Consider the following 22,338-nt stretch of genomic DNA (forward strand, 5'->3'; position numbering starts at 1 on the left):
TCAACAGAAAACTCATTTACAAATGAGAATTATTTGCAATAATGAAGTCATACCGAATGAGGGAACTGTTATGAAAAAGACCTTAAGTTTTGCTGTGATTCACTTTACCGTTGCGTTTACAGTCGCGTATGTCCTGACTGGCGATATTCTGCTGGGTAGTTTGATTGCCATGGTAGAGCCTATGGTCAATACGGTCGCGTTCTACTTCCACGAAAAAGCGTGGGACAACAAATTACTGAAGCGTCTGGCAACAAATCATCCAGGCCGTAAAACAGCAAGTTTCGCTGTTGTACATTTCAGCGTTGCGTTTGGTGTGGCTTACCTGCTGACGGGTGATGTACTGATTGGCAGTGTGATGGCAATGATTGAACCTTGTATCAATACCATGGCTTACTACTTCCATGAACGTGTATGGCAGAAGAAAGAACGCCTGAGCATGATGCAATGTCACCACCATCCAATGGCAGCTTAATAGAGAACACGTTTGGAAATAAGAAAGGGCAGCGTAAGCTGCCCTTTTATCATTCTGTCTGGAAGCTATTTGCGGCCTCTATGCGGCTTTCTGTGTCTGGATGGGAACTGAGCCATTGCGACATTCCCTCCGTCTGATGAGCCTCGCCAAGCAAGGCAAACATTTCCGCCTGTGCACTGGCATCACCATAAATAGCACTGAGGTATTTAGCAGCGAACTGATCGGACTCTTCCTCATCTGCCCTTGAATACCTGGCTGTTGCCGCAAGTACACCCAAGCCTGTCATCATGTCGATGACACCAGTGCTTTCACCAGTGAGCACGGCTACCGAGACTGAAATCAGGGTTGATCGCACCAGTCCCGTCATCACGTGCTGGTGATAAACATGTCCAAGCTCATGGAGTATTACACTCTCAAGTTGCGCGTCAGTTTGAGCAAGATTGACTAAAGGATCGAGTAACACCACAGTGCCATCACTTAAAGCAAATGCATTCGGACCTTGTTTCCAATTGCGGAGCACCAGTTTAGGTTTGACAGGCATCGGCGGTAGCATTTCAACAAGCTCATCAAAACGCTGATTCAGCGCTTGCTGGCGTTCGGTATCCAGTTCGGAAGCAGTAAACATTCTTTCATCGAGCTGAGACATCACATGCTCACCCACCGCCATCGGAATTTCATCCGGTAAAAGCTGGGTTATTCCTTTACTGATCCCAGGCAAGCCAATATAGAAAAAGGCCACCATAAACAGCAGCGCAGCCGCAATGGAAGAAAGAATTGCCGTTTTACTACTCTCAAGGCGTGTCAGCCATCCTCGCTTTTTAGCCTGCAAAGAGTAGGGCAAGTCAGATTCATCATTCGCAATAAAGAGCTCACCCTCTGGAAAACGAAGCTGCAAAGGAAGATTACCAATGCGCTCAGAGCGGGAGACTTCATCCAAACGGCATTCAATGGTTTTGCCGTCGAATCTCAGTATCGCTTTGGTCTCACCCATGACAAAGAGCTCAGCCTCATGCTTGCCTGACTCACCTGCCGCAAACGCTGTCCCTTTCACCATCAGTTTATCCCGATATCTAAGTCGAAGACCTGTGACATTTCATCACCTACTGCAGACTTCGCGCCATTTTCATCTTCGTAAACGCTTAACGCATCAAGATCGCCGTGAATTGTAGTCACAGACAACAAATAACGGGTAGTACGCACTTTCACCCAAGGACGAGCGAGACCCAGTGTAAACAGCTGAAGGAAAAAGTTACTCACAACCAGCCATGCATAGCCACGAGCCCGCATCTCAGATTTCAGGTGGTAGTCTCCTGTTTCACCGACTTGCATGCGACTGAATACATGATTTCGAGTACGAGAAACAACGTATGCACTTACAACGAGAAAAGACGCAAACATGGTTGCGTACGTAAGAATCATGACAGAGGCTAAATTGAGTACGCCACCTAGGTCAGATATTGAGATATTTTCCATATCTATATCATTCAATGTCAGCGGAATAGGAAAGATGAACTCAGCAATTGCAACCACAGCCGCGGACAAAATACCGGTGCCGATAGACACCAAGAATCCCAATAACATTGCGCCCAAATAGGTCCGAACGTAAGTCCCAGTAGATAATTCAGCTTGAAAGGACAGTCTTCCGTATCCATAGCCGTTAGCAAAGTAACTTGCGATACCTTTCATCAACCAAGCAAACATAACAAACCCTGCTATGAATCCGCCCAGAATAAAGACAAAGATGACAAAGCCATTCGTTTGGGTAGTGGCAAACGCCACCAGTGCAATAAACATTAAGACAATCAACGCACCACGACCAAGAATAGCCGCATACGCCCCATGCAAAGAGCCTGTAAAGTTGAGCCGTACGTTTCGATAACTGGTCATGCGCGCATCAAAACGGGCGTTGTTTCTCGCGAGCCAAGGCAATACCAGAAGACCAGCCAAAAATAGAACGCCCGAAAACAGCGGAAAAAACTGACCAACCACAATCCAGATGACAAGCGCCGCGACTGCAATCGCCCGCCCGATCAGGATTTGTTTTGGTGTGGCATGATAATCAAAGCGATCACCCGCAAGTTCAGTGTTTCCGTAGAAGTATTTTTTTGTACGTACTTTTGCCCACGCTGAGTAAATCCCAAGCGTAAGAACACTCAGCACAATATTCACAATCCAAATGCCAAAAAACTCACGGCCCGTGCCGTGAAATATCATCTTGTTTTCCATGGTCAATCCTTTGCCAACTGTTTTATTATGGTTTCGCCATCATAATCATTATGCTCAATAGGCTTATAGCCAAATTAAGCAAGTGCGAATCAAGAGGCTTTATTTTGTGCAAAACGGAGCAATTACCTCCGAGTTGCTTGCTTACCCAAAGACAGTAAGCCACAAAGGAAAGTGACACATTCGGTGTAAAATGGAGACACAATGACTACAGGTCCGGTTGAAATCAGATCGCTCGTCCGCCAACTTCTTCGCCATCGCGGATTGTTGGATAACATATATGGCACTGCTGGGCTGACCACGGTGCAATGCCACGTGATGATTGAGCTTGAGCAGGAGTCTCTTACCGCTGAGCAGCTTTCTGAACGCCTCAACATTGATGTCACCAATGCTAACCGCACACTGGCTATTCTCATCAACAATGACAATGTTGCTTCCTCTATCGACGGTGAAAGTAATCTGCCACGCTATTCTCTGTCTGATGTTGGCAAAGAACGTCTGGATGAGCATCACTTTGGGATCAATCAGCAAATCGCCTTGTATCTGGAACAGCTGGATACCGACGAAATTGAATCCCTTTCCACATCACTGCACCGCTACAACCGGGCAATGGAGCAGAGCGAGCACCAGAAAGGTTTTACCCTTCGCCTGTTGGAGCCTGCCGACAACGCAGCCATTGCCACTGTTATTCGCAAAGTATCGGAAGAGTATGGCCTGACTGCTGACAAAGGCTACAGCGTGGCAGACCCGACACTGGATGTACTGAGTGAAAGCTACAAAGCAGATAATGCGGCTTATTGGGTAGTCGAACAGAACGGAAAAATTTTGGGTGGCGGCGGCGTTGCACCTTTGCCCGGTGAAGAGGGTGTATGCGAATTGCAGAAAATGTATTTCCGTCCTGAACTTCGTGGTCGAGGCTTTGCGAGAAGGCTCGCGGCAATGGCCATGAAGTTCGCACGTAGTCAGGGTTATCACAGCTGCTATCTAGAAACGACGGCCTGCCTGAAAGAAGCTATTCGCCTATACGAGTCACTCGGCTTTAAACGTGTCGATGCTCCACTTGGTAACACCGGACATACAGACTGCGAAGTCGCGATGCTGAAAAAACTATAAGTCACCCATTACCAGACACAAAAAAGCCGGAGTCTTTAACGCTCCGGCTTTCTTTTCGGCAAAGATGATTAATCGTCTTCTTCCAGTTCACCCTCTTCCTCGGCGTCTTCTTCGTCCGATTCAAAGTAAGTGCCCCAGCCGTCGTAATCGATACTGAATTTCTCAGCCAGCTTCACCAGCTTCTCAACCTGTTCGTCAATGCGGTCTGCATCCAGCGCCGATTCCATCACTGCATCAAAGCAGATCACTGTGGAGCCGTCTTCCAGTTCAAGCTCTTCCGCTTCCAGCACTTCAAAGCCCATTTTGAACGCTTCTACTGCCGCGCCTTCAAGCTCTGCAAAGCTGTCTGCAGACAGGTGGTGCTCAATGGTATACAACGCATCAGGATCGCTACCATCTTCCAGCAGGGCTTCAATGATTTCACGGGTTTCCGCTTTTTGTTCTTCAATAATGTCAGCGTAAGACATCAGATCACTCCAGGCACTTAATTAACGGCAGAACTATGGCATGGATTGGCATGGTTTACCACGTCAATTTCCCACACTCCCTACATGTTAATTAAAAGTAAAATTGACCTTATCGAACAAGGTTGTCATTATTTGAGAACAGGGCAATAACAACACAAGATGCTGGATAAATTTAAAAATACCCAATCTTGCGCCAACAAAACCCTGAATTATGGAATAGTGTGCATTTAAATCGCATAGATAAGCACCGATAGATGCATGGCGGGCTTTCACACTCGGCGAAGATCGAGCAAACCATGGTTAGCCCTAATGCAACAAGATAAATGGATTTACGACAAATTTTCAGGCGTCTCTACTATCCGACGCCACGAATACAGAATTCTGTCGCTTTATCTCCATTTTCCCCACCGTTCCTGCTGAGCACTGGCATGACAGAGAGGCGAACGCTCTCTTCAACCTAACTCACGCGAAGTAAAACGGTGGAGGTTAATAAAAATTCAAGAGAGAAACGATCATGAGTCAGCTATATGTGGGATCTGAAGTCGGTCAATTGAAGCGTGTAATGCTTCATCGACCAGAACGAGCGCTAAACCACCTTACGCCGTCTAACTACAAAGACCTGTTGTTTGATGATGTACTTGCGGTGGAACGTGCCGGCGAGGAGCACGATCAATTCGCGCAAACCCTGCGTGACCAAGGCGTAGAAGTGCTGCTATTGCACGATCTGCTGGCCCAAACATTAGAAGTGCCGGAAGCCAAGACTTGGCTGCTAAATACCCAAGTGGGCGAATACCGTCTTGGTTACCAGTTCGCCCATGATGTGCGAAGCTATTTAAAAACCCTCAGTAACGAAGAGCTGGCACACATCCTTCTCGGCGGCTTAAGCTATATCGACTTTCCAAACCATTCAGCGTCGATGATGCAGGCAATGCACGAACGCATGGATTTCATCATCGACCCACTGCCGAACCACTTGTTTACCCGTGATACGTCTTGTTGGGTTTACGGTGGCGTGTCCTTAAACCCAATGGCGATGCCTGCCCGTCAGCGTGAAACCAACCACCTGCGCGCCATTTACCGCTGGCACCCATTGTTCGCAGGTCAGGACTTCATCACTTACCTTGGTGATGAGCAGCGCGACTACGACAATGCCATGGTCGAAGGCGGTGATGTGCTGGTTATCGGCAACGGTGCAGTTCTGGTGGGTATGTCTGAGCGCACAACACCACAAGGTGTGGAAGCGTTGGCACGTAGCCTGTTTGCTCATGGTCAGGCAAAAGAAGTGATTGCCATTAACTTACCAAAGCACCGCTCCTGCATGCACTTGGATACCGTGATGACCCACATGGACATCGACACTTTCTCTGTGTATCCACAAGTAATGCGTAAAGACCTGCAAAGCTGGCGTCTTATCAACAAAGGCAATGGCGATGTGGAAGTGAAAGAAGCTGACTACTTCCTGCATGCCATCGAAAAAGCATTGGAGTTGCCTCAGCTCAACATCATCACCACCGGTGGTGACAGCTTTGAAGCAGAGCGCGAACAGTGGAACGATGCCAACAACGTTCTAACCGTGCGCCCAGGCGTGGTGATTGGTTATGAAGGCAACGTGTACACCAATGAAAAATACGACAAAGCAGGCATCACCGTTCTTCCTATCCCGGGCGACCAACTTGGCCGTGGTCGCGGCGGTGCACGCTGCATGAGCTGCCCTATCGAACGCGAAGGACTGTAAAAGGAACCGAACTCTCCCACTCTCCTTAACCGAACAAGCCACCTCATTGCGAGGTGGCTTTTTTATGTATCCGAGAAAATACCGACCAAACACAAATAAATATTTATTCAAAGGGGTTGAATTAATACTCACAAATGAGTCAAAATCGTGACTAATATCAAAGTGACGCAAATATATACCAAAACAACCCAAATCCTGCATCTTCAGGTTGTTTGGTTACAAGTCACATCGCAGTAAACGGATTTTTAGAAAGGGAACTCAACATGGCATTTAATCTGCGTAACCGGAACTTTCTCAAGCTGCTGGATTTCACGCCAAAGGAAATCGCGCACCTGCTGGATCTGTCGGCAGAGTTGAAGAAAGCCAAGTACGGTGGCTACGAGCAGCCTCGTCTGAAAGGCAAGAACATTGCCCTGATCTTCGAGAAAGCTTCTACCCGCACGCGATGTGCCTTTGAAGTTGCCGCCTTTGACCAAGGTGCACAGGTTTCCTATATCGGCCCATCTGGCTCGCAGATCGGTCATAAAGAGTCAATGAAAGACACTGCGCGTGTTCTTGGCCGTATGTATGACGGCATCCAGTATCGTGGTTTTGGCCAGTCCATCGTTGAAGAGCTGGGCCAATTTGCAGGTGTTCCGGTTTGGAATGGTCTGACTGATGAATTCCATCCGACCCAAATCCTGGCAGATTTCCTCACCATGCTTGAGCACGGTCAGGGCAAAAAGCTTTCCGAAATGAAGTTTGCTTACCTTGGCGATGCACGCAACAACATGGGTAACTCCCTGATGGTGGGTGCAGCGAAGATGGGCATGGATATCCGTCTGGTTGCCCCAAGCCAGTTCTGGCCGGAAGAAGCGCTGGTTGAAGAGTGTCAGGCGATTGCCGCCAAGACTGGCGCGCAAATCACTCTGACAGAAAATGTGGAAGAAGGCGTTCAAGGTTGTGATTTCCTTTACACCGACGTTTGGGTTTCCATGGGCGAATCAAAAGAAGCCTGGGACGAGCGTGTTGCAATGATGAAGCCTTATCAGGTCAATATGGACATGATCAAAGCCACAGGTAATCCAGACGTCAAATTCATGCACTGCCTGCCGGCGTTTCACAATGATGAAACCACCATTGGTGCAGAAGTCGCGGAGAAATACGGCATGAAAGGGCTCGAAGTCACCGAGGACGTCTTCGAATCTGAATACTCCATCGTGTTTGATGAAGCAGAAAACCGTATGCACACCATTAAAGCAGTGATGGTAGCCACGCTGGGCAGTTAATCCCATCGTACCTATGATGAAGCCGCGCACTTGCGCGGTTTTTTATTTTGTAGACTATACCCAATGTCATTCGCTCTGCCTTGCACCGGATAAAAATGGGCGTATAATCCTTCGCAATTTGTCAAAAAAACGAATCGGAATGCCAACATTAGCGACACAACTGACTGCTAAAACCTGCCGAATCTCGGCACTGGCACCGTTTTTTGTTTTTACTGGATTCTCAAGAAAAGCCTCCTGATCGGGAGGCTTTTTTTTGACCAAAATGTACCATCCACCATGTTGCACTGGCTGTTTTCATCCAGCCAACGCATGGAATCTGTTAAGGGAAGAGAAGACATGGCGACCTCGCTGCACAATAAACACATCATCTCCATCCCGGAGTTGTCCCGCAAAGAGCTGGAACTTATCGTCGACACTGCCGGCAAACTGAAAGCGGAACCGAACCCTAACGTGTTGAAGAACAAGGTAGTTGCGAGTTGCTTCTTCGAGGCATCTACACGCACCCGTCTGTCTTTCGAAACGGCTGTTCAGCGTCTTGGTGGCACGGTGATCGGCTTCCCGGATGGTGGAAACACCTCTTCCGGTAAAAAAGGCGAAACCCTGTCTGACTCAGTACAGGTCATCTCTTCTTATGTTGATGCGTTCGTAATGCGTCACCCGAAAGAAGGCGCTGCCCGTCTGGCTTCAGAGTTCTCCAAAGGTGTGCCAGTGATTAATGGCGGCGATGGCGCCAACCAGCACCCAACCCAAACCCTGCTGGACCTTTTCAGTATTTACGAAACTCAGGGCCGTCTGGACAACCTGAAAGTGGCCATGGTCGGTGACCTGAAATACGGCCGCACCGTGCATTCTCTGACTCAGGCACTGTCAAAGTTCGATAACAACCAGTTCTATTTCATTGCTCCAGAAGCACTGGCAATGCCAGATTACATTCTGGAAGAGCTGGACGAGCAAGGCATCCCTTACAGCCTGCACACCAGCATCGAGGACGTTGTGCCGGAACTCGACATTCTCTACATGACACGTGTTCAGAAAGAGCGTTTTGACGAATCCGAGTACCAACACATCAAAGCGGCGTTCATTCTCGACACTCCACAGCTTGCTAACGCCCGCGATAACCTGAAAGTGCTTCACCCACTGCCACGCGTAGATGAAATCACGGTCGCAGTCGATAAAACCCCATACGCCTACTACTTCGAGCAGGCGGAAAATGGGGTGTATGCACGTCAGGCATTACTGGCACTGGTTATCAACGGAAGCGTTTAAGGCAGGAGAATCAACATGGTTAAAGAACACAAATTACAGGTTGAAGCCATCAAGAACGGCACAGTTATCGACCATATCCCTGCCAATGTCGGCTTTAAGGTCATGAAGCTGTTTAAGCTGCACAAAACCAACGAGCGCGTCACCGTAGGCTTGAACTTGCCTTCCTCGGCACTGGGTGCGAAAGATCTTATAAAGATTGAAAACATCTTCGTGTCTGAAGAGCAGGCGCAACAACTGGCACTCTACGCGCCTAAAGCAACCGTCAACCAAATCGAAGACTACCAAGTCGTCGCAAAAATCCCCCTGACGCTGCCTAAAAGCATTCTGGGCGTGTTCCGTTGTCCTAACTCCAACTGTATCACTCACGACGAAAAAGCCGTTGAGAGCAGCTTCAACGTGATTGAGAAAACTGACGACATCCACCTTAAGTGCAAATACTGTGAGAAGGTGTTCTCACGCGAAATCATGACAGAAAGCCACTGATCGTTTTCTCTGCACTCAAAAAGCCAGCCTTTGCGCTGGCTTTTCTTGTCTATGAGCGGAACATTACATGGTGTCGGGTATAAAATGTGATGAAATTGGGTTTACGTCAGGCGAGTCGCCATGCAGACTAACCACCCTACCGAAAAACATTGAATGAAGGATTGGTAAATGACTAAAGTGCTTCACACTGAACACGCTCCAGCAGCAATTGGCCCATACATTCAGGGCGTCGATCTGGGTAACATGGTACTGACTTCAGGCCAAATCCCAGTGAACCCAGTTACGGGTGAAGTGTCAGCAGACATCGCGGTTCAAGCACGCCAGTCTCTGGAAAACGTGAAAGCTGTGGTTGAAGCTTCTGGCCTGACTGTTGGCGACATCGTGAAAATGACCGTATTCGTAAAAGATCTGAACGACTTCGGTACTGTTAACGAGGTATACGGCAAATTCTTCGACGAGCACGGTGTAGAACACTACCCAGCACGCTCTTGTGTTGAAGTTGCTCGCCTGCCAAAAGATGTTGGCATCGAAATCGAAGCGATCGCAGTACGCAAATAATCTCTCTCAAGGTCTGATGACTTTGATTGAACGAAAATGAAAAAAGCGACCACAAGGTCGCTTTTTTATTGTCTGGGCAAATTATTAAGCTGCCAACTGCACTTCAATCTTGTCGACAACCTGACGGAACCAGGCCGTAAACTGCTCGGGCTTTTCTCCCATTGCAGCACTCATTTCCTGCTGAGACCACCAGCGCCAGTCCATCACTTCATCAGGGTTGGGAACCAGGGTGACGTCGTCTACCTGACAGACAATGATTTGGTCCAACTCATGCTCAGTCAGATTGTTATCAAGCTCAGCGCGATAACAAAAAGATTCGCCCATCTCGAAGCTGAGCGGCGCAACAATGCCAAGCTCTTCGTTCAAACGACGCTTCGCTGCGGCCTCAAAAGACTCCCCTTGCATAGGGTGCGAGCAGCAGGTGTTAGTCCATAATCCACCGCTGTGATACTTCCCCATTGCTCTTTGCTGGAGCAGGTATTCACGGCCATACGGGGTTTCCCGGTAAATCATCACCGAAAATGCCAGATGCAAAAGCCCTTGCTCGTGCGCAGCCAGTTTTTCGGCAAGCCCTGTTGGCTCGCCATTTTCTGTTACCAGAACAACCTGATCTCTCAGCATACCTGTCTTACTTCTCTTACAAATCAGAGGCTTCTTAAAACACAAAAAGGATACGCATCTGCGTATCCTTTGGTTTTTACATTTACTGAGTAGTCTATTACTTCTTGTTGAGCTCGGCTACTTCTGCGTCCAGTTCTGCCAGCTTGGCCGCCATGATGTCATGACACTTCTTCGCCAATTCACGCACATTGTCTTTGTCATAGCCTTCGATAGAAATCGGATCCATCACTTCCACAATGATGTGTCCGTTATCGCCACGTGACGCACTCAGGTGCTTGGTTGAGCTACAAACGATAGGAACGATAGGCACACCGGCACCGATGGCAGCATGGAACGCACCGGTTTTGAATGGCAACAGACCACGGCCGCGTGAACGCGTACCTTCAGGGAACAGCCAAACAGAGACGTCATTGTCTTTGATTTGGTCAACCACCTGACCAATAGTGCCGACTGCTTTACTACGGTTGTTGCGGTCAATCAGGATGTTACCGGTCAGCCAGTACAAGGTGCCGAAAATAGGAATGTAAGCGAGGCTTTTCTTACCCACGGTCACTGCGCGTGGACGAACCGCATTCGATACGGTCACCAAATCCCAGTTGCTCTGGTGGTTGGCGATATAAACGCAGGTGCCAACGTCTTTTGAGGCTTCAGACTGGCGCAGGTCAAGCTTGATACCAAACAGAGAAGAAAGCTTGCCGAACATGCGGCCAAAGGTATAAACGTGCTTTGGATTTCTCGGACTGAACAGGCAGTAACCACAACCGAATACAAGCATGAAAATCGCAAACAACGCGACAGCCAGCAGTCGCAGTATAAAGTACATTCAAATTCTCCTAACACCATTTAGCCGCAAAGAATCAGGCTGTTGGCCTGGAGCGGTCGGGTAAAAATTACAGCGTACACTTGTTCGCTTAAATTGGCTGCGACTAGTATACGCATGCATTGACAAAAATCATCAACCTTCGGTTAACAAGACGAAAAAAAGCCCTCCGTAGAGGGCTTTTCTTATTCAGCTTCCGGAATATCTGGCGCTGAGGTTTCTACCGACGATGTGTCTGGTGTCACTACTTCAATCGCCGTTACTCGCTGCAAACCTCGTGGCAGCATAGAGCCGCGTCGGCCGCGCTCGCCACGGAAATTATCCATGTCCGCAGGTTTCAGTGACAACTTCCGCTTACCGGCATGCAGAGTCACGGTTGAGCCTTGCGGGATAACAAACAATTGCGCCAACAGTTCTTCACGGGCTTTCGCGCGCGCAGAAGGAATGTTGATGATCTTGTTACCTTTACCTTTGCCCAGTTGAGGCAGCTCTTTCACCGGGAACACCAGCATACGGCCTTCGTTAGTGATAGCGACAATATCGTCGTTGTCGATGTCAAACACACGTTGGGGTGCCATCACTTCAGCAGCTTGAGGCAAGCTCAGCAAGGCTTTACCGCTGCGGTTTTTCGACAGAAGGTCGTCTTGCTTACACACAAAACCATAACCCGCATCAGACGCCATCAGCACCAAATGATCGTTCTCGCCCATCATCACATGGCGCACCGTGGTGCCTGCAGTGATGTTCAAGCGGCCAGTAATCGGCTCACCCTGACTACGCGCAGAGGGCAGACTGTGCGACTCAAGTGCGTAGCTGCGGCCATCAGTGCCGATAAACACAGCTGGCTGATTACTCTTACCACGCGCGGACGCCAAGTAATTATCACCTGACTTATAGCTCAGCGTGGTTGCATCAACGTCGTGTCCTTTGGCATGACGGATCCAGCCTTTCTCGGACAGAACAACCGTGATTGGCTCACTCGGGATCAGATCACGCTCAGTCATTGCTTTCGCTTCAGCGCGTTCAATCAAAGGTGAGCGGCGATCGTCGCCATACTTCTCAGCATCAGCCAGAATTTCTTTCTTCAGCAGGGTATTCATACGGCGCTCAGAACCCAGCAGCTTTTCGAGTTGCTCGCGCTCTTTGTTCAGCTCGTCCTGCTCGCCACGGATCTTGATCTCTTCCAGTTTGGCTAACTGGCGGAGTTTGATTTCAAGGATCGCTTCGGCTTGCTTCTCGCTGAGGTCAAAACGACTCATCAGCTCTTTTTTCGGATCATCTTCGGTGCGGATGATCTCAATCACTTCATCAATGTTGAGATACGCAGCCAACAAACCTTCCAAGATGTGCAGACGGGCCAGTACTTTGTCCAGACGATATTGCAGACGGCGACGCACGGTTTCGCGGCGGTATTCCAGCCACTCAGTCAGGATTTTCACCAGACCTTTCACCTGAGGACGGCCATCAAGACCAATCATGTTCAGGTTAACGCGATAGCTTTTTTCCAGATCCGTTGAAACAAACAGGTGGTTCATCAGCTGATCGCAATCCACACGGTTTGAGCGTGGAACAATCACGATACGTGTCGGGTTTTCATGATCCGACTCGTCACGCAGATCGTCGACCATCGGCAACTTCTTCGCGCGCATCTGGTTAGCAATTTGCTCCAGAAGCTTCGCACCGGAAACCTGATGCGGCAGCGCGGTGATCACGATATCGCCGTTGTCTTTGTGCCAGCAAGCACGCATCTTGATGGAGCCACGACCATCGCGGTACAGCTTCTTGAGCTCTACCTGCGGTGTAATGATTTCTGCTTCGGTCGGATAATCCGGGCCTTTGACATGCTCAAGCAGGTCATCCAGCTCCAATTTTGGCGTATCAATCAACGCCACCAGCGCATTTGCCACTTCACGGGCGTTGTGCGGTGGAATGTCCGTCGCCATACCAACCGCAATACCGGTCACGCCGTTCAGCAGGATATGCGGCAGACGAGCAGGCAGCGCTTTCGGCTCCTTCATGGTGCCGTCGAAGTTTGGCTGCCAGTCAACAGTGCCTTGTCCTAATTCAGACAGCAGCACTTCCGAGAAACGTGACAGGCGCGATTCGGTGTAACGCATCGCCGCGAAGGATTTCGGGTCGTCCGGCGCACCCCAGTTACCCTGACCATCAACCAGCGGGTAGCGGTAAGAGAACGGCTGAGCCATCAATACCATGGCTTCGTAACAGGCAGAGTCACCGTGCGGGTGATACTTACCCAGCACGTCACCGACGGTACGGGCAGATTTCTTGTATTTGGCAGTTGCCGACAGGCCAAGCTCAGACATCGCATAAATAATGCGGCGCTGTACCGGCTTCAGGCCGTCACCGATAAAAGGCAGTGCACGGTCCATGATGACGTACATCGAATAGTTGAGGTATGCATCCTCAGTAAACTTCCTCAGCGGAAGCTGTTCGACACCGTCATAAGTGATATCAGTCATTGAAAACGTCCGATCTTAAAATTCTTGCTTAAACTTCGGTCAGCTCAGCCATGTCGCCTTTGTCTTGCAACCAGTGGCGGCGGTCTTCTGCGCGTTTCTTACCCAGGAGCATGTCCATCATGCGATCCGTTTCTTCCTGATCGTCAATGGTCAACTGAACCAGACGGCGGGTATTCGGATCCATGGTGGTTTCGCGAAGCTGCAGTGGGTTCATCTCACCCAGACCTTTAAATCGCTGTACGTCGATTTTGGCGCGCTTCTGGCTCAAACGCTCAAGGATGCCGGCTTTCTCTTCGTCATCCAGCGCGTAATAAACTTCCTTACCGCAGTCGATGCGGTAGAGCGGTGGCATTGCCACATACACGTGACCGGCTTTAACCAGTGCCTGGAAGTGCTTCACGAACAGCGCACAAAGCAGTGTGGCGATGTGAAGACCATCCGAGTCCGCATCGGCGAGGATACATACCTTGCCGTAACGCAGACCGCTCAAATCTTCACTGTCCGGGTCGATACCCAGTGCAACAGAAATATCGTGGACTTCCTGAGACGCCAAAACCTGATCGGCTGACACTTCCCAAGTGTTCAGAATCTTACCGCGAAGCGGCATGATGGCCTGAAACTCACGGTCACGGGCTTGCTTGGCAGACCCCCCCGCTGAGTCACCCTCGACAAGGAACAGTTCCGTGCGCGCCAGATCCTGCATTGAGCAGTCTGTCAGCTTGCCTGGCAGAGCTGGGCCTGACGCCACTTTCTTACGCACCACCTTCTTCGCGGCACGCATACGGCGGTGCGCGTTGGCAATACACACTTCTGCCAGTTGTTCCGCCAGTTGCGGACGCTCGTTCAGCCACAGGCTAAAGGCATCTTTGACGACGCCAGAGACGAAAGCAGCACATTGACGTGATGACAGACGTTCTTTGGTCTGGCCGGCAAACTGCGGGTCCTGCATTTTTACAGACAGCACGTAGGCACAGCGGTCCCAGATATCATCGGCTGTCAGCTTAACGCCGCGTGGCAACAGATTGCGGAATTCACAGAACTCGCGCATCGCATCCAGAAGGCCCTGACGAAGGCCATTCACGTGCGTACCACCCTGAGCAGTTGGGATCAGGTTAACGTAGCTTTCAGCGATCAGCTCGCCACCTTCCGGCAACCAGATAACCGCCCAGTCGGCCGCTTCATGCGGCGCGTTGAATTCGCCCACAAAAGGTTCTGCTGGCAGGAGTTCGTAACCTTTTACACCTTCTGCCAGATAGTCTTTAAGACCGCTTTCGTAGCACCACTTAGTGGTCTCATCAGTGTTCTTGTCGGTAAAGACAATTTCCAGACCAGGGCAAAGCACAGCCTTGGCTTTCAGAATGCTTTTCAGGCGGGAAACAGAGAATTTCGGTGAGTCGAAGTAGCTCGCATCTGGCCAGAAGTGGACACGTGTGCCTTTTGCACGGCGGCCACAGGTGCCGGTCACTGTCAGCTCCTGCACTTTATCACCGTGTTCAAAGGCGATTTCATACACCTGACCGTCGCGTTTTACCGAGACTTCGACACGGTTAGACAGGGCGTTTACAACCGAAATACCCACACCATGCAAACCACCACTAAATTGGTAGTTTTTGTTGGAGAATTTACCACCGGCATGGAGTTTACAAAGGATAAGTTCAACCCCTGAAACCCCTTCTTCCGGGTGGATGTCCACCGGCATACCACGGCCGTCATCAATCACTTCAAGGGACTGATCCGCATGAAGGATGACTTCCACTTTACGTGCATGCCCCGCCAATGCCTCATCGACACTGTTGTCGATAACTTCTTGACCGAGGTGGTTTGGACGGGTCGTGTCTGTATACATGCCAGGGCGGCGACGCACTGGCTCAAGACCATTGAGAACTTCAATGGATCCCGCGTTATAAACTTGGTCTGTCATAGATGAATGGTTTTCTAAATTTTGTCACATGGTCAGTGATGCCGCGCTAGCTTGTCAAATATTGTCACAGCTAACGAGGTTATTCTGTGAGTTGTGGTCACAGTCCCAGGAATTGAATGATATCAGCAGGGTATCTGTCGAATCCGACAAAGGCGTGATCGCCACCTGCTTCAACGGTCTGCTTACATCCCTGGTATTTAGCGACAGCTTCTCGGTAATCAAGCACTTCATCGCCCTCTTGCTGCAGCAGCCAGAGTGTCTCTGGATGGGAAATTGAGGCCACATCCAAGGCTTTCAGCTCATCCATATGATGAGGCTCAAGCAGGTACGTTTCTCCGGTATAAGGGTTTTGCTGTGGTCCGAGGTAATCAGCCAGCAAGTCATAAGGCTTCACGGCTGGATTCACCAGTGCGGCACGAAAACCATACTGGGCATTAAGCCAGGTCGATAAATAGCCACCGAGAGAACTACCAACCAAACCTATCTGATAGTCACCTTTGTAGGTTTCAATAATATGTTGGAGTTGGTGTGCGGCTTCGGCAGGGTAACAGGCGAGACGGGGAACTTCCAGCTTTATGTCTGGACGGTGCAATTCGCACCAAGCCCGCATCTGCTCTGCCTTCGCAGAGAGTGGCGAGCTGTTAAAACCATGAATATAGAGGAGCAAGGGCTTCATATTTTAGTAGCCTGTGGAATTCATATCAGGCTGAAATTCCGTGCCCTTGAGTCGTCCTACGTGAGTGATAATGGTGCCGTCTTGATGCAATTCAATTTCGCGCCAGCCAGGGTTAGTAGAATCCAGCGCAAAGTCATCAGAATCCGGTTTGAATTGGATGCAGGTTGAAGGTGCCGCCATCACGCGACGACCTTTGTGTTCGGTATCCAGCGCTTGGTGAATATGACCACACACTACACCTTTCACGTTGTTGTGCTTTTCAACCACCGCCCAGAAATCTTCCTGGTTATGGAGTTGGTGGTGGTCCAGCCATGCACTGCCAGCTGGGAGCGGATGGTGGTGCAGCAGCACCAGGGTGTGACGGTCTTTGTTCGTTGATAGCGCAGTATCAAGCAAGGAAAGTTGCTCTTTAGAAAGGCGGCCGTGCGGGACACCCTTCACTTGGCTGTCCAACACTACCAGTTGCCAATGCTCTCCAACTAACACGCTATCACAACGTTGCAGCGTGGATTGCGTCAGAATGGATTGCATTTCCTGTTGGTAATCATGATTGCCAGGTAGCCAGAAGCAAGGCTGCGACCAGTGAGCAATCCCATCAACAAAACGTTGATAAGATTCTGCCGTGTGATCCTGGGAAATATCGCCGGTTGCGATAATGGCATCAAACTCAACCTGACTGGATTGAATTTCACCGACTACTGCCTGAAAACTCGCAGCCGTATTCACCCCAAGCAAACAACCATAGGGGTCTGCAAAGAGATGGGTATCTGTAATTTGTAACAACCGGACGGTCTGGCTGTGTTGGCTTGGTAGATGGCTTATCCGCAACGTCTTGAAAACCCTGATCGTAAATACGCGCTCATGCGCGTCAAACTAATAAATTATATTCTGTTTTGTTATACCGTTTTGCAGGCAATGCGCTAACCAGTCAGCAAGAAACGCATTAACCTGATGCTTTTCATCTTTCTGGTGCATACGCGGGTTCGGATAATCATAGCGCGGCTGAATACGAGAAATCTGCTGTGTGGTACACACTTCGGCCACACGTGCATCATGATACATACGAACTGTGAGTCTGGGTCGCAAATATTGAGGGACTTCACCCCGCTGCCAAATATCAAGCAAGGTGGTATAGCGCGTTGACTCGACGATATCCATCTGGAACTCATGTCCCTGAATTTCGTACACGCAGGATTCCCCCACGTTGTCGTCACGCGGCATCAGTCTTAGCAATTTAGCATAGTTGGTCTCGTACATGCGCATCAGCGCATTTAAGTCGACTCGATACCCTTGCCTCAACATACCCTTATTCCCAATCGCAGCGTGTTCACCCAATGCTGGATGACTCCGCGCGAACCCTGTCACGATTCAGTGCCAGCCACTGCAAAGCAATAAGAGACGCGGCATTTTCGACCTTACCTTCGTTAATCCATTGCATTGCTGTGTTAAATGGCACCACATGCACCAATATGTCTTCGCCTTCTTCTGGCAAGCCATGAACACCTTTGGCTTCTGACGCATCGACCAATCCAAGGTATAAATGAATGCGTTCAGAACATCCCCCGGAACTCGACAGATAGCTGGTCATAGGCTCGAGCTTTTCAACAGTCAGCCCAGCTTCTTCGTCCGCTTCACGCACAGCCACTTCTTCTGGCGATTCATCTTTGTCGATGATCCCAGCGACAATTTCAAGCTGCCAGGGAGATTCACTTGCCACCATCGCACCAATGCGAATTTGCTCCACCATGACGACCTGATCAGTCACCGGATCGTAAGGAAGCATCGCGACAGCATGACCACGCTCGAAAAGCTCACGATCGATGGTCTCGCTCCAGCCACCAGCAAACAGGCGATGACGAAATCGATATTTCACCATCTTGAAGTAACCATTATAGACAACGTCACTTGCTTCAATTTTTACGTCGCCTTTCCCAAACTGGGACGGTGCATTTTGCTGTGGCACGGAATATCCCTTTATTCCTGCAAACGGGTGGCAAATGATAAATGGTCGAAATATGGGGCTGCAATGTCACACCTCGACTTTTTTGGTATGGATTGCAGAATTATTTGAATATCTTTATGGTTCAGATGGTTTTACAATCAATTTTTCTCAAGAAACCATCACATTGTCAGTTCCAAGTAAGCATCCATAGTTTAAACTAGGGGCTAGCCGTAAGGTCCGGATACCTTCTGAAAACTGACCAAATAACGATACGTTCAGGGATTACCTACTATGAAAAAATTGCTCCCCCTCTTTATCGGGGTTGCGCTGGGCACCGCCGCTCCCCTGGCAAGCGCTGATGATCTGATTCAGGTTTACGAGCAGGCGAAGCAAAGCGACCCACAACTTCTACAAGCTGCTGCAACCAAAGACGCTGCTTTCGCAGCCGTTGACACTAACCGTGGCACCTTGCTGCCGCAGATTAATCTGAATGCTGGGTACAACCTTACCCGTTACAGCACGAATGGTCCTGGCGTATCTGACACCAACGTTTTATCAGCAGGTGTTGATCTAAGCCAAGAGCTTTTCGAGCAAAACAGCTGGATTAACCTTGATATCGCCGAGATCACTGCCCGTCAGGCAGATGCGGTTTATGCGGCGGAGCAGCAAGGACTGATCCTTCGTGTTTCCCAAGCTTATTTCAACGTGCTTCGTGCCATTGATGATCTGATTTTCGTCCGCGCAGAAAAAGCGGCGGTTGGTCGTCAGTTAGAGCAAACCAAGCAGCGCTTTGAAGTCGGTCTGTCAGCGATCACTGACGTGCATGATGCACAAGCACAGTTTGACTCAGTACTTGCTCAGGAAATTCTGTCTGAAAACCAAGTTTCCAACAGCTATGAGGAACTTCGCGAAATCACCGGCACCCGCCATTCTGACCTGTATGTATTAAACACCAGAACTTTCTCAGCAACCCGCCCGCAGCAAACGGCCGACGAGTTGGTGAAGCAAGCAGAAGAAGGTAACCTGAGTCTGCTGGCACAGCGCATTTCCCGCGATGCGGCAAAAGAGCGCATCAGTCTGGCAGAATCTGGTCACTTGCCATCCCTGACTCTCAATGCAGGTTATGATTACGCTGACACAGATAACAAAACCACTGGCAATAGTGGCGACAACAACCAGCTAACGGCTGGCATTAACTTAAATATGCCTCTCTACACCGGTGGCACCATCACTGCGGGCGTAAAAGAAGCGCAATTCAACTACGTGGCGGCTTCTGAACAGCTGGAAGGCACATACCGCTCTACCGTGAAGGATGTACGTGCTTTCTACAACAACATCAATGCCAGCATTGGCGCACTGCGTGCTTACGAACAAACTGTGATTTCACAGCGTTCTGCACTGGAAGCGACAGAAGCAGGTTTTGAAGTGGGTACACGTACTATTGTTGATGTGCTGGATGCGACCCGTCGTCTGTACGATGCAAACCGCAACCTGTCCAATGCGCGTTATGACTATGTTCTGGGCGTGCTGCAGCTTCGTCAGGCTGTGGGTACATTGAGCGAGCAGGATCTGGTTGATATCAACAACGGTCTGTTGCCACCGAAAAAGTAATTTTCGGTACGCACTAAAAAAGGCGCCTCGGCGCCTTTTTTGTCTCTATCTCGGTCTATCACAAAAGCCATTAGGCCTTGTTGTGACCACCCAGGATTGAGTTAATGATCTCTGTGGTTGAACAGCCATCTTCAAAGTTCAATACGCGAACTTCACCACCCGCAGCAATCACTTCTTTACCGCCGGCGATATCTTCCGGCTTGTAGTCACCACCTTTTACCAGAAGGCTTGGCAGCACTTCACTGATCAGACGTTGCGGTGTTTCCTCACCGAATGGCACAACCCAATCCACTGCCCCCAAACCTGCCAATACGGCCATACGGCGATCGGTAGGGTTTACAGGACGGCCCGGACCTTTCAGGCCGCGCACAGATTCGTCAGTGTTCACAGCAACAATCAGACGGTCGCCAAGTTTGGCCGCTTCATTCAGGTAAGCAACATGTCCTGCGTGCAAAATGTCGAAACAACCGTTGGTCATCACCACTTTTTCACCGCGTGATTGCGCCATCTGAACAGCGGCTTTAAGTTGCTCTTCAGTCACGACGCCATAGCCAGAATGATGGCTGCCGTGAACCGCTTCAGTCAGTTCAATGGTCGACAGCGTCGATGTACCCAGTTTACCAACCACAACGCCTGCAGCAGCATTTGCCAGTGCACACGCATCTTCAATAGGTTTACCCGCAGCCAAAGACGCCGCCAGCACCGAAATCACGGTATCGCCTGCACCCGTCACGTCATACACTTCTTTCGCCAACGTAGGCAGATTCAGTGGTTCATGGCCTTTACGAAGCAAAGTCATACCGTTTTCGCTGCGGGTAACCAGCAGAGCTTCGAATTCGAATTTTTCGATAAGTGCCAAACCACGCTCAACAATATCTTCTTCCGTGCGACAAGTACCAACAACGGCTTCAAATTCGCTCATGTTTGGTGTCAGCAACGTTGCACCACGGTAGCGTTCAAAGTCAGCGCCTTTCGGGTCGACTAACGTAGCAACACCTGCCTGGCGCGCCAGTTGGATCATTGGCTGAACATTTTCCAGTGCGCCTTTCGCGTAGTCAGACAGGATCATTGCCTTCGCTTTAGGCAATGCTGCTTCAATGCGAGCAAGGATTGGCTGGACATCAACATCATGGAAGCCTTCTTCGAAGTCCAGACGAATAAGTTGCTGGTTGCGGCTCATCACACGCAGTTTGGTGATGGTTGGGTAGTTCTCCAAGCCAACAAAATCACATTCCACTTTCAGCGAGCTAAGTGTGTCGTTCAGCACTTGTGCCTGCTCATCCTGACCGACAAGACCAATCAATTGCGCTTTGCCGCCAAGCGCAGCAATATTCATTGCCACGTTCGCCGCACCACCAGGACGCTCTTCAGTCTGGTTGATTTTTACAACCGGCACCGGAGCTTCCGGAGAGATACGTCCCGTTGGGCCATACCAATAACGGTCAAGCATCACATCACCAACAACCAGAACGTCGGCTTGCTGATAGTCAGGCAAAGTCAGTTTCATTGTTTTCTCCAGGGAAAAAGGAACGTCGGCGATATTACCATAAACACATCACTGCAACAGCCATGCGAGCAACAACTCACATCTTCTATGTCTTTCAATTGCTACAGTAAGATAGCTTGTTGACGAACTCTGACTATTTCAAAAGTTTCGGTATACAATGACGACCTTATTTTCTCGCTTGATTCAGGAAACACGACAACGCCATGAGCAACAATTCTGAAGCGCCGACTTTCCAATGGTCCTTACTACATCCCAAGTATTGGCATACTTGGATTGGTGTCGGAATGATGTTTCTGATCAGTTGGATGCCTTACCGCTTACAGCGTTTTATCGGCCGTAAACTTGGCTTGCTGATCATGAAGTTCTTCAAAAGCAGAAAGAAGATTGCATCAAGAAATCTGGAGCTTTGTTTTCCCGAAATGACAGGTGGTGAACGCGAGGCATTACTGAAAGAGAACTTTCAGAATATGGGCCTCGCCTTTTTCGAAACCTGCATGGCATGGTTCTGGCCTGCGTGGCGCATTAAGAAACACATGAAATATGAAGGCTTTGAACAAATCGAAGGGTTTAAAGCCAACAAAGAAGGTGTACTTGTCGTCGCGGTGCATTCATTTAATTTGGAGCTTGGCGCCCGTGCGTTTGGGGTTCACTCCCCAGGTTATGGTGTTTACCGCCCTAATACCAATCCGGTTTACGACTGGTTCCAATACCGTGGGCGTACACGCGAAAACAAATGCATTGATCGCCGCGACGTAAAACAGATGATCAAACGCCTTCGTCAAGGCGAACTGGTTTGGTATGCACCGGATCATGACTATGGACGTCACCGCTATGCTTGGGCGCCACTGTTTGCGGTCGAAAAAGCCTGTACTACGACGGGTACACACCTGCTAGCTTCTGCCAGCAAATGTAAAGTCGCTACATTCACCATCACACGAGACCGTGAAGGCACAGGCTACACCATGAGACTGGACCCGCCGATGGAGGCGTTCCCTTACGATGATGCCGAAGCCTCTGCGGTTTATACCAATAAGTTTGTGGAACGCTCTATCATGCGTGCGCCTGAGCAGTACATGTGGCTGCACCGCCGATTCAAGAGTCGTCCTGAAGGTGAACCCTCGCTATATGATTGAGGTATCAAGGGGCTAAATCCTGCGAGTAATTCGGCAAAAAGC

General features: G+C 49.7%; 21 protein-coding genes. 9 read left to right on the top strand and 12 right to left on the bottom strand.

The genetic code is table 11. From position 1 onward, the window contains the following. The first annotated feature begins 70 nt into the window (after positions 1–70). Complete coding sequence (locus tag QL223_RS10710) at positions 71–472, top strand: DUF2061 domain-containing protein (RefSeq protein ID WP_002537612.1); 402 nt, start codon at positions 71–73, stop codon at positions 470–472. A gap of 49 nt (positions 473–521) precedes the next feature. Here the strand turns inward: QL223_RS10710 and QL223_RS10715 are convergent, their stop codons facing one another. Beyond that, positions 522–1,526: a M48 family metallopeptidase gene (locus QL223_RS10715; RefSeq protein ID WP_281544735.1), complete on the bottom strand. Its 1,005-nt coding sequence runs from the start codon at positions 1,524–1,526 to the stop codon at positions 522–524. Then, the gene (locus QL223_RS10720) at positions 1,526–2,698 is read right to left on the bottom strand and encodes a YjgN family protein (protein ID WP_281544736.1); all 1,173 of its coding nucleotides are present in this window, start codon (positions 2,696–2,698) and stop codon (positions 1,526–1,528) included. The genes QL223_RS10715 and QL223_RS10720 overlap by 1 nt, the downstream gene beginning before the upstream one ends. 201 nt (positions 2,699–2,899) lie before the next feature. On the opposite strand from QL223_RS10720, the gene QL223_RS10725 reads away from it, so the two are divergent. After that, positions 2,900–3,808, top strand: coding sequence for a helix-turn-helix domain-containing GNAT family N-acetyltransferase (locus QL223_RS10725; RefSeq protein WP_281544737.1), 909 nt, complete (start codon positions 2,900–2,902; stop codon positions 3,806–3,808). A 68-nt stretch (positions 3,809–3,876) separates the two neighbouring features. Here the strand turns inward: QL223_RS10725 and rraB are convergent, their stop codons facing one another. Then, positions 3,877–4,275 (bottom strand): ribonuclease E inhibitor RraB, encoded by a 399-nt coding sequence (gene rraB, locus QL223_RS10730; protein WP_002537618.1) that lies wholly within the window; start codon positions 4,273–4,275, stop codon positions 3,877–3,879. A gap of 514 nt (positions 4,276–4,789) precedes the next feature. Between rraB and arcA the strand changes: the two genes are divergently transcribed. From arcA to QL223_RS10755, 5 genes are all read left to right on the top strand, one after another. Next, positions 4,790–6,010 carry an arginine deiminase gene (arcA, locus tag QL223_RS10735; RefSeq protein ID WP_281544738.1) on the top strand — a complete coding sequence of 407 codons (1,221 nt, stop codon included), beginning with the start codon at positions 4,790–4,792 and terminating at the stop codon, positions 6,008–6,010. A 263-nt stretch (positions 6,011–6,273) separates the two neighbouring features. Next, complete coding sequence (gene argF / locus QL223_RS10740) at positions 6,274–7,278, top strand: ornithine carbamoyltransferase (protein ID WP_002537621.1); 1,005 nt, start codon at positions 6,274–6,276, stop codon at positions 7,276–7,278. Positions 7,279–7,614: 336 nt separating this feature from the next. After that, the gene (pyrB, locus tag QL223_RS10745) at positions 7,615–8,544 is read left to right on the top strand and encodes an aspartate carbamoyltransferase (protein WP_281544739.1); all 930 of its coding nucleotides are present in this window, start codon (positions 7,615–7,617) and stop codon (positions 8,542–8,544) included. 15 nt (positions 8,545–8,559) lie between these two features. Next, the gene (pyrI, locus tag QL223_RS10750) at positions 8,560–9,027 is read left to right on the top strand and encodes an aspartate carbamoyltransferase regulatory subunit (protein ID WP_002537624.1); all 468 of its coding nucleotides are present in this window, start codon (positions 8,560–8,562) and stop codon (positions 9,025–9,027) included. A gap of 168 nt (positions 9,028–9,195) precedes the next feature. Beyond that, positions 9,196–9,585, top strand: a complete 390-nt coding sequence (locus tag QL223_RS10755; RefSeq protein WP_002537626.1) for a RidA family protein — start codon at positions 9,196–9,198, stop codon at positions 9,583–9,585. A gap of 84 nt (positions 9,586–9,669) precedes the next feature. Here the strand turns inward: QL223_RS10755 and idi are convergent, their stop codons facing one another. The 8 genes from idi to nudF form a co-directional block, all read right to left on the bottom strand. Continuing rightward, positions 9,670–10,206 carry an isopentenyl-diphosphate Delta-isomerase gene (gene idi / locus QL223_RS10760; RefSeq protein WP_281544740.1) on the bottom strand — a complete coding sequence of 179 codons (537 nt, stop codon included), beginning with the start codon at positions 10,204–10,206 and terminating at the stop codon, positions 9,670–9,672. A gap of 97 nt (positions 10,207–10,303) precedes the next feature. Next, positions 10,304–11,029 (bottom strand): 1-acylglycerol-3-phosphate O-acyltransferase, encoded by a 726-nt coding sequence (locus QL223_RS10765; protein ID WP_002537628.1) that lies wholly within the window; start codon positions 11,027–11,029, stop codon positions 10,304–10,306. A 182-nt stretch (positions 11,030–11,211) separates the two neighbouring features. Next, complete coding sequence (gene parC / locus QL223_RS10770; protein ID WP_281544741.1) at positions 11,212–13,506, bottom strand: DNA topoisomerase IV subunit A; 2,295 nt, start codon at positions 13,504–13,506, stop codon at positions 11,212–11,214. A gap of 28 nt (positions 13,507–13,534) precedes the next feature. Continuing rightward, a complete protein-coding gene (parE, locus tag QL223_RS10775; RefSeq protein WP_281544742.1) occupies positions 13,535–15,427 on the bottom strand; it encodes a DNA topoisomerase IV subunit B in 1,893 nt (630 codons plus the stop codon). Positions 15,428–15,524: 97 nt separating this feature from the next. Next, positions 15,525–16,103 carry an esterase YqiA gene (gene yqiA, locus QL223_RS10780; RefSeq protein ID WP_046304086.1) on the bottom strand — a complete coding sequence of 193 codons (579 nt, stop codon included), beginning with the start codon at positions 16,101–16,103 and terminating at the stop codon, positions 15,525–15,527. Positions 16,104–16,106: 3 nt separating this feature from the next. Continuing rightward, positions 16,107–16,931 carry a 3',5'-cyclic-AMP phosphodiesterase gene (gene cpdA, locus QL223_RS10785; RefSeq protein WP_281544743.1) on the bottom strand — a complete coding sequence of 275 codons (825 nt, stop codon included), beginning with the start codon at positions 16,929–16,931 and terminating at the stop codon, positions 16,107–16,109. A gap of 45 nt (positions 16,932–16,976) precedes the next feature. Next, the gene (locus tag QL223_RS10790; RefSeq protein ID WP_046304088.1) at positions 16,977–17,405 is read right to left on the bottom strand and encodes a DUF1249 family protein; all 429 of its coding nucleotides are present in this window, start codon (positions 17,403–17,405) and stop codon (positions 16,977–16,979) included. A gap of 25 nt (positions 17,406–17,430) precedes the next feature. Continuing rightward, positions 17,431–18,066, bottom strand: a complete 636-nt coding sequence (nudF, locus tag QL223_RS10795; RefSeq protein WP_002537635.1) for an ADP-ribose diphosphatase — start codon at positions 18,064–18,066, stop codon at positions 17,431–17,433. Positions 18,067–18,336: 270 nt separating this feature from the next. Here nudF and tolC point away from each other — a divergent pair, with 270 nt between their 5' ends. Beyond that, positions 18,337–19,656 carry an outer membrane channel protein TolC gene (gene tolC, locus QL223_RS10800; protein WP_281544744.1) on the top strand — a complete coding sequence of 440 codons (1,320 nt, stop codon included), beginning with the start codon at positions 18,337–18,339 and terminating at the stop codon, positions 19,654–19,656. 70 nt (positions 19,657–19,726) lie between these two features. Here the strand turns inward: tolC and hldE are convergent, their stop codons facing one another. Further along, positions 19,727–21,163: a bifunctional D-glycero-beta-D-manno-heptose-7-phosphate kinase/D-glycero-beta-D-manno-heptose 1-phosphate adenylyltransferase HldE gene (hldE, locus tag QL223_RS10805; RefSeq protein WP_281544745.1), complete on the bottom strand. Its 1,437-nt coding sequence runs from the start codon at positions 21,161–21,163 to the stop codon at positions 19,727–19,729. A 203-nt stretch (positions 21,164–21,366) separates the two neighbouring features. Here hldE and lpxL point away from each other — a divergent pair, with 203 nt between their 5' ends. Next, a complete protein-coding gene (gene lpxL, locus QL223_RS10810) occupies positions 21,367–22,296 on the top strand; it encodes an LpxL/LpxP family Kdo(2)-lipid IV(A) lauroyl/palmitoleoyl acyltransferase (protein ID WP_039849771.1) in 930 nt (309 codons plus the stop codon). The last annotated feature ends 42 nt before the right edge of the window (positions 22,297–22,338 follow it).

Source organism: Grimontia sp. SpTr1, from assembly GCF_947387585.1.
Lineage (GTDB): Bacteria > Pseudomonadota > Gammaproteobacteria > Enterobacterales > Vibrionaceae > Enterovibrio > Enterovibrio indicus.

Bases quoted from the DNA above. Each gene is read 5' to 3' on its own strand.
- QL223_RS10710 (WP_002537612.1), top strand. From the start codon at position 71: ATGAAAAAGACCTTAAGTTTTGCTGTGATTCACTTTACCGTTGCGTTT.
- QL223_RS10715 (WP_281544735.1), bottom strand. From the start codon at position 1,526: ATGGTGAAAGGGACAGCGTTTGCGGCAGGTGAGTCAGGCAAGCATGAG.
- QL223_RS10720 (WP_281544736.1), bottom strand. From the start codon at position 2,698: ATGGAAAACAAGATGATATTTCACGGCACGGGCCGTGAGTTTTTTGGC.
- QL223_RS10725 (WP_281544737.1), top strand. From the start codon at position 2,900: ATGACTACAGGTCCGGTTGAAATCAGATCGCTCGTCCGCCAACTTCTT.
- rraB (WP_002537618.1), bottom strand. From the start codon at position 4,275: ATGTCTTACGCTGACATTATTGAAGAACAAAAAGCGGAAACCCGTGAA.
- arcA (WP_281544738.1), top strand. From the start codon at position 4,790: ATGAGTCAGCTATATGTGGGATCTGAAGTCGGTCAATTGAAGCGTGTA.
- argF (WP_002537621.1), top strand. From the start codon at position 6,274: ATGGCATTTAATCTGCGTAACCGGAACTTTCTCAAGCTGCTGGATTTC.
- pyrB (WP_281544739.1), top strand. From the start codon at position 7,615: ATGGCGACCTCGCTGCACAATAAACACATCATCTCCATCCCGGAGTTG.
- pyrI (WP_002537624.1), top strand. From the start codon at position 8,560: ATGGTTAAAGAACACAAATTACAGGTTGAAGCCATCAAGAACGGCACA.
- QL223_RS10755 (WP_002537626.1), top strand. From the start codon at position 9,196: ATGACTAAAGTGCTTCACACTGAACACGCTCCAGCAGCAATTGGCCCA.
- idi (WP_281544740.1), bottom strand. From the start codon at position 10,206: ATGCTGAGAGATCAGGTTGTTCTGGTAACAGAAAATGGCGAGCCAACA.
- QL223_RS10765 (WP_002537628.1), bottom strand. From the start codon at position 11,029: ATGTACTTTATACTGCGACTGCTGGCTGTCGCGTTGTTTGCGATTTTC.
- parC (WP_281544741.1), bottom strand. From the start codon at position 13,506: ATGACTGATATCACTTATGACGGTGTCGAACAGCTTCCGCTGAGGAAG.
- parE (WP_281544742.1), bottom strand. From the start codon at position 15,427: ATGACAGACCAAGTTTATAACGCGGGATCCATTGAAGTTCTCAATGGT.
- yqiA (WP_046304086.1), bottom strand. From the start codon at position 16,103: ATGAAGCCCTTGCTCCTCTATATTCATGGTTTTAACAGCTCGCCACTC.
- QL223_RS10790 (WP_046304088.1), bottom strand. From the start codon at position 17,405: ATGTTGAGGCAAGGGTATCGAGTCGACTTAAATGCGCTGATGCGCATG.
- tolC (WP_281544744.1), top strand. From the start codon at position 18,337: ATGAAAAAATTGCTCCCCCTCTTTATCGGGGTTGCGCTGGGCACCGCC.
- hldE (WP_281544745.1), bottom strand. From the start codon at position 21,163: ATGAAACTGACTTTGCCTGACTATCAGCAAGCCGACGTTCTGGTTGTT.
- lpxL (WP_039849771.1), top strand. From the start codon at position 21,367: ATGAGCAACAATTCTGAAGCGCCGACTTTCCAATGGTCCTTACTACAT.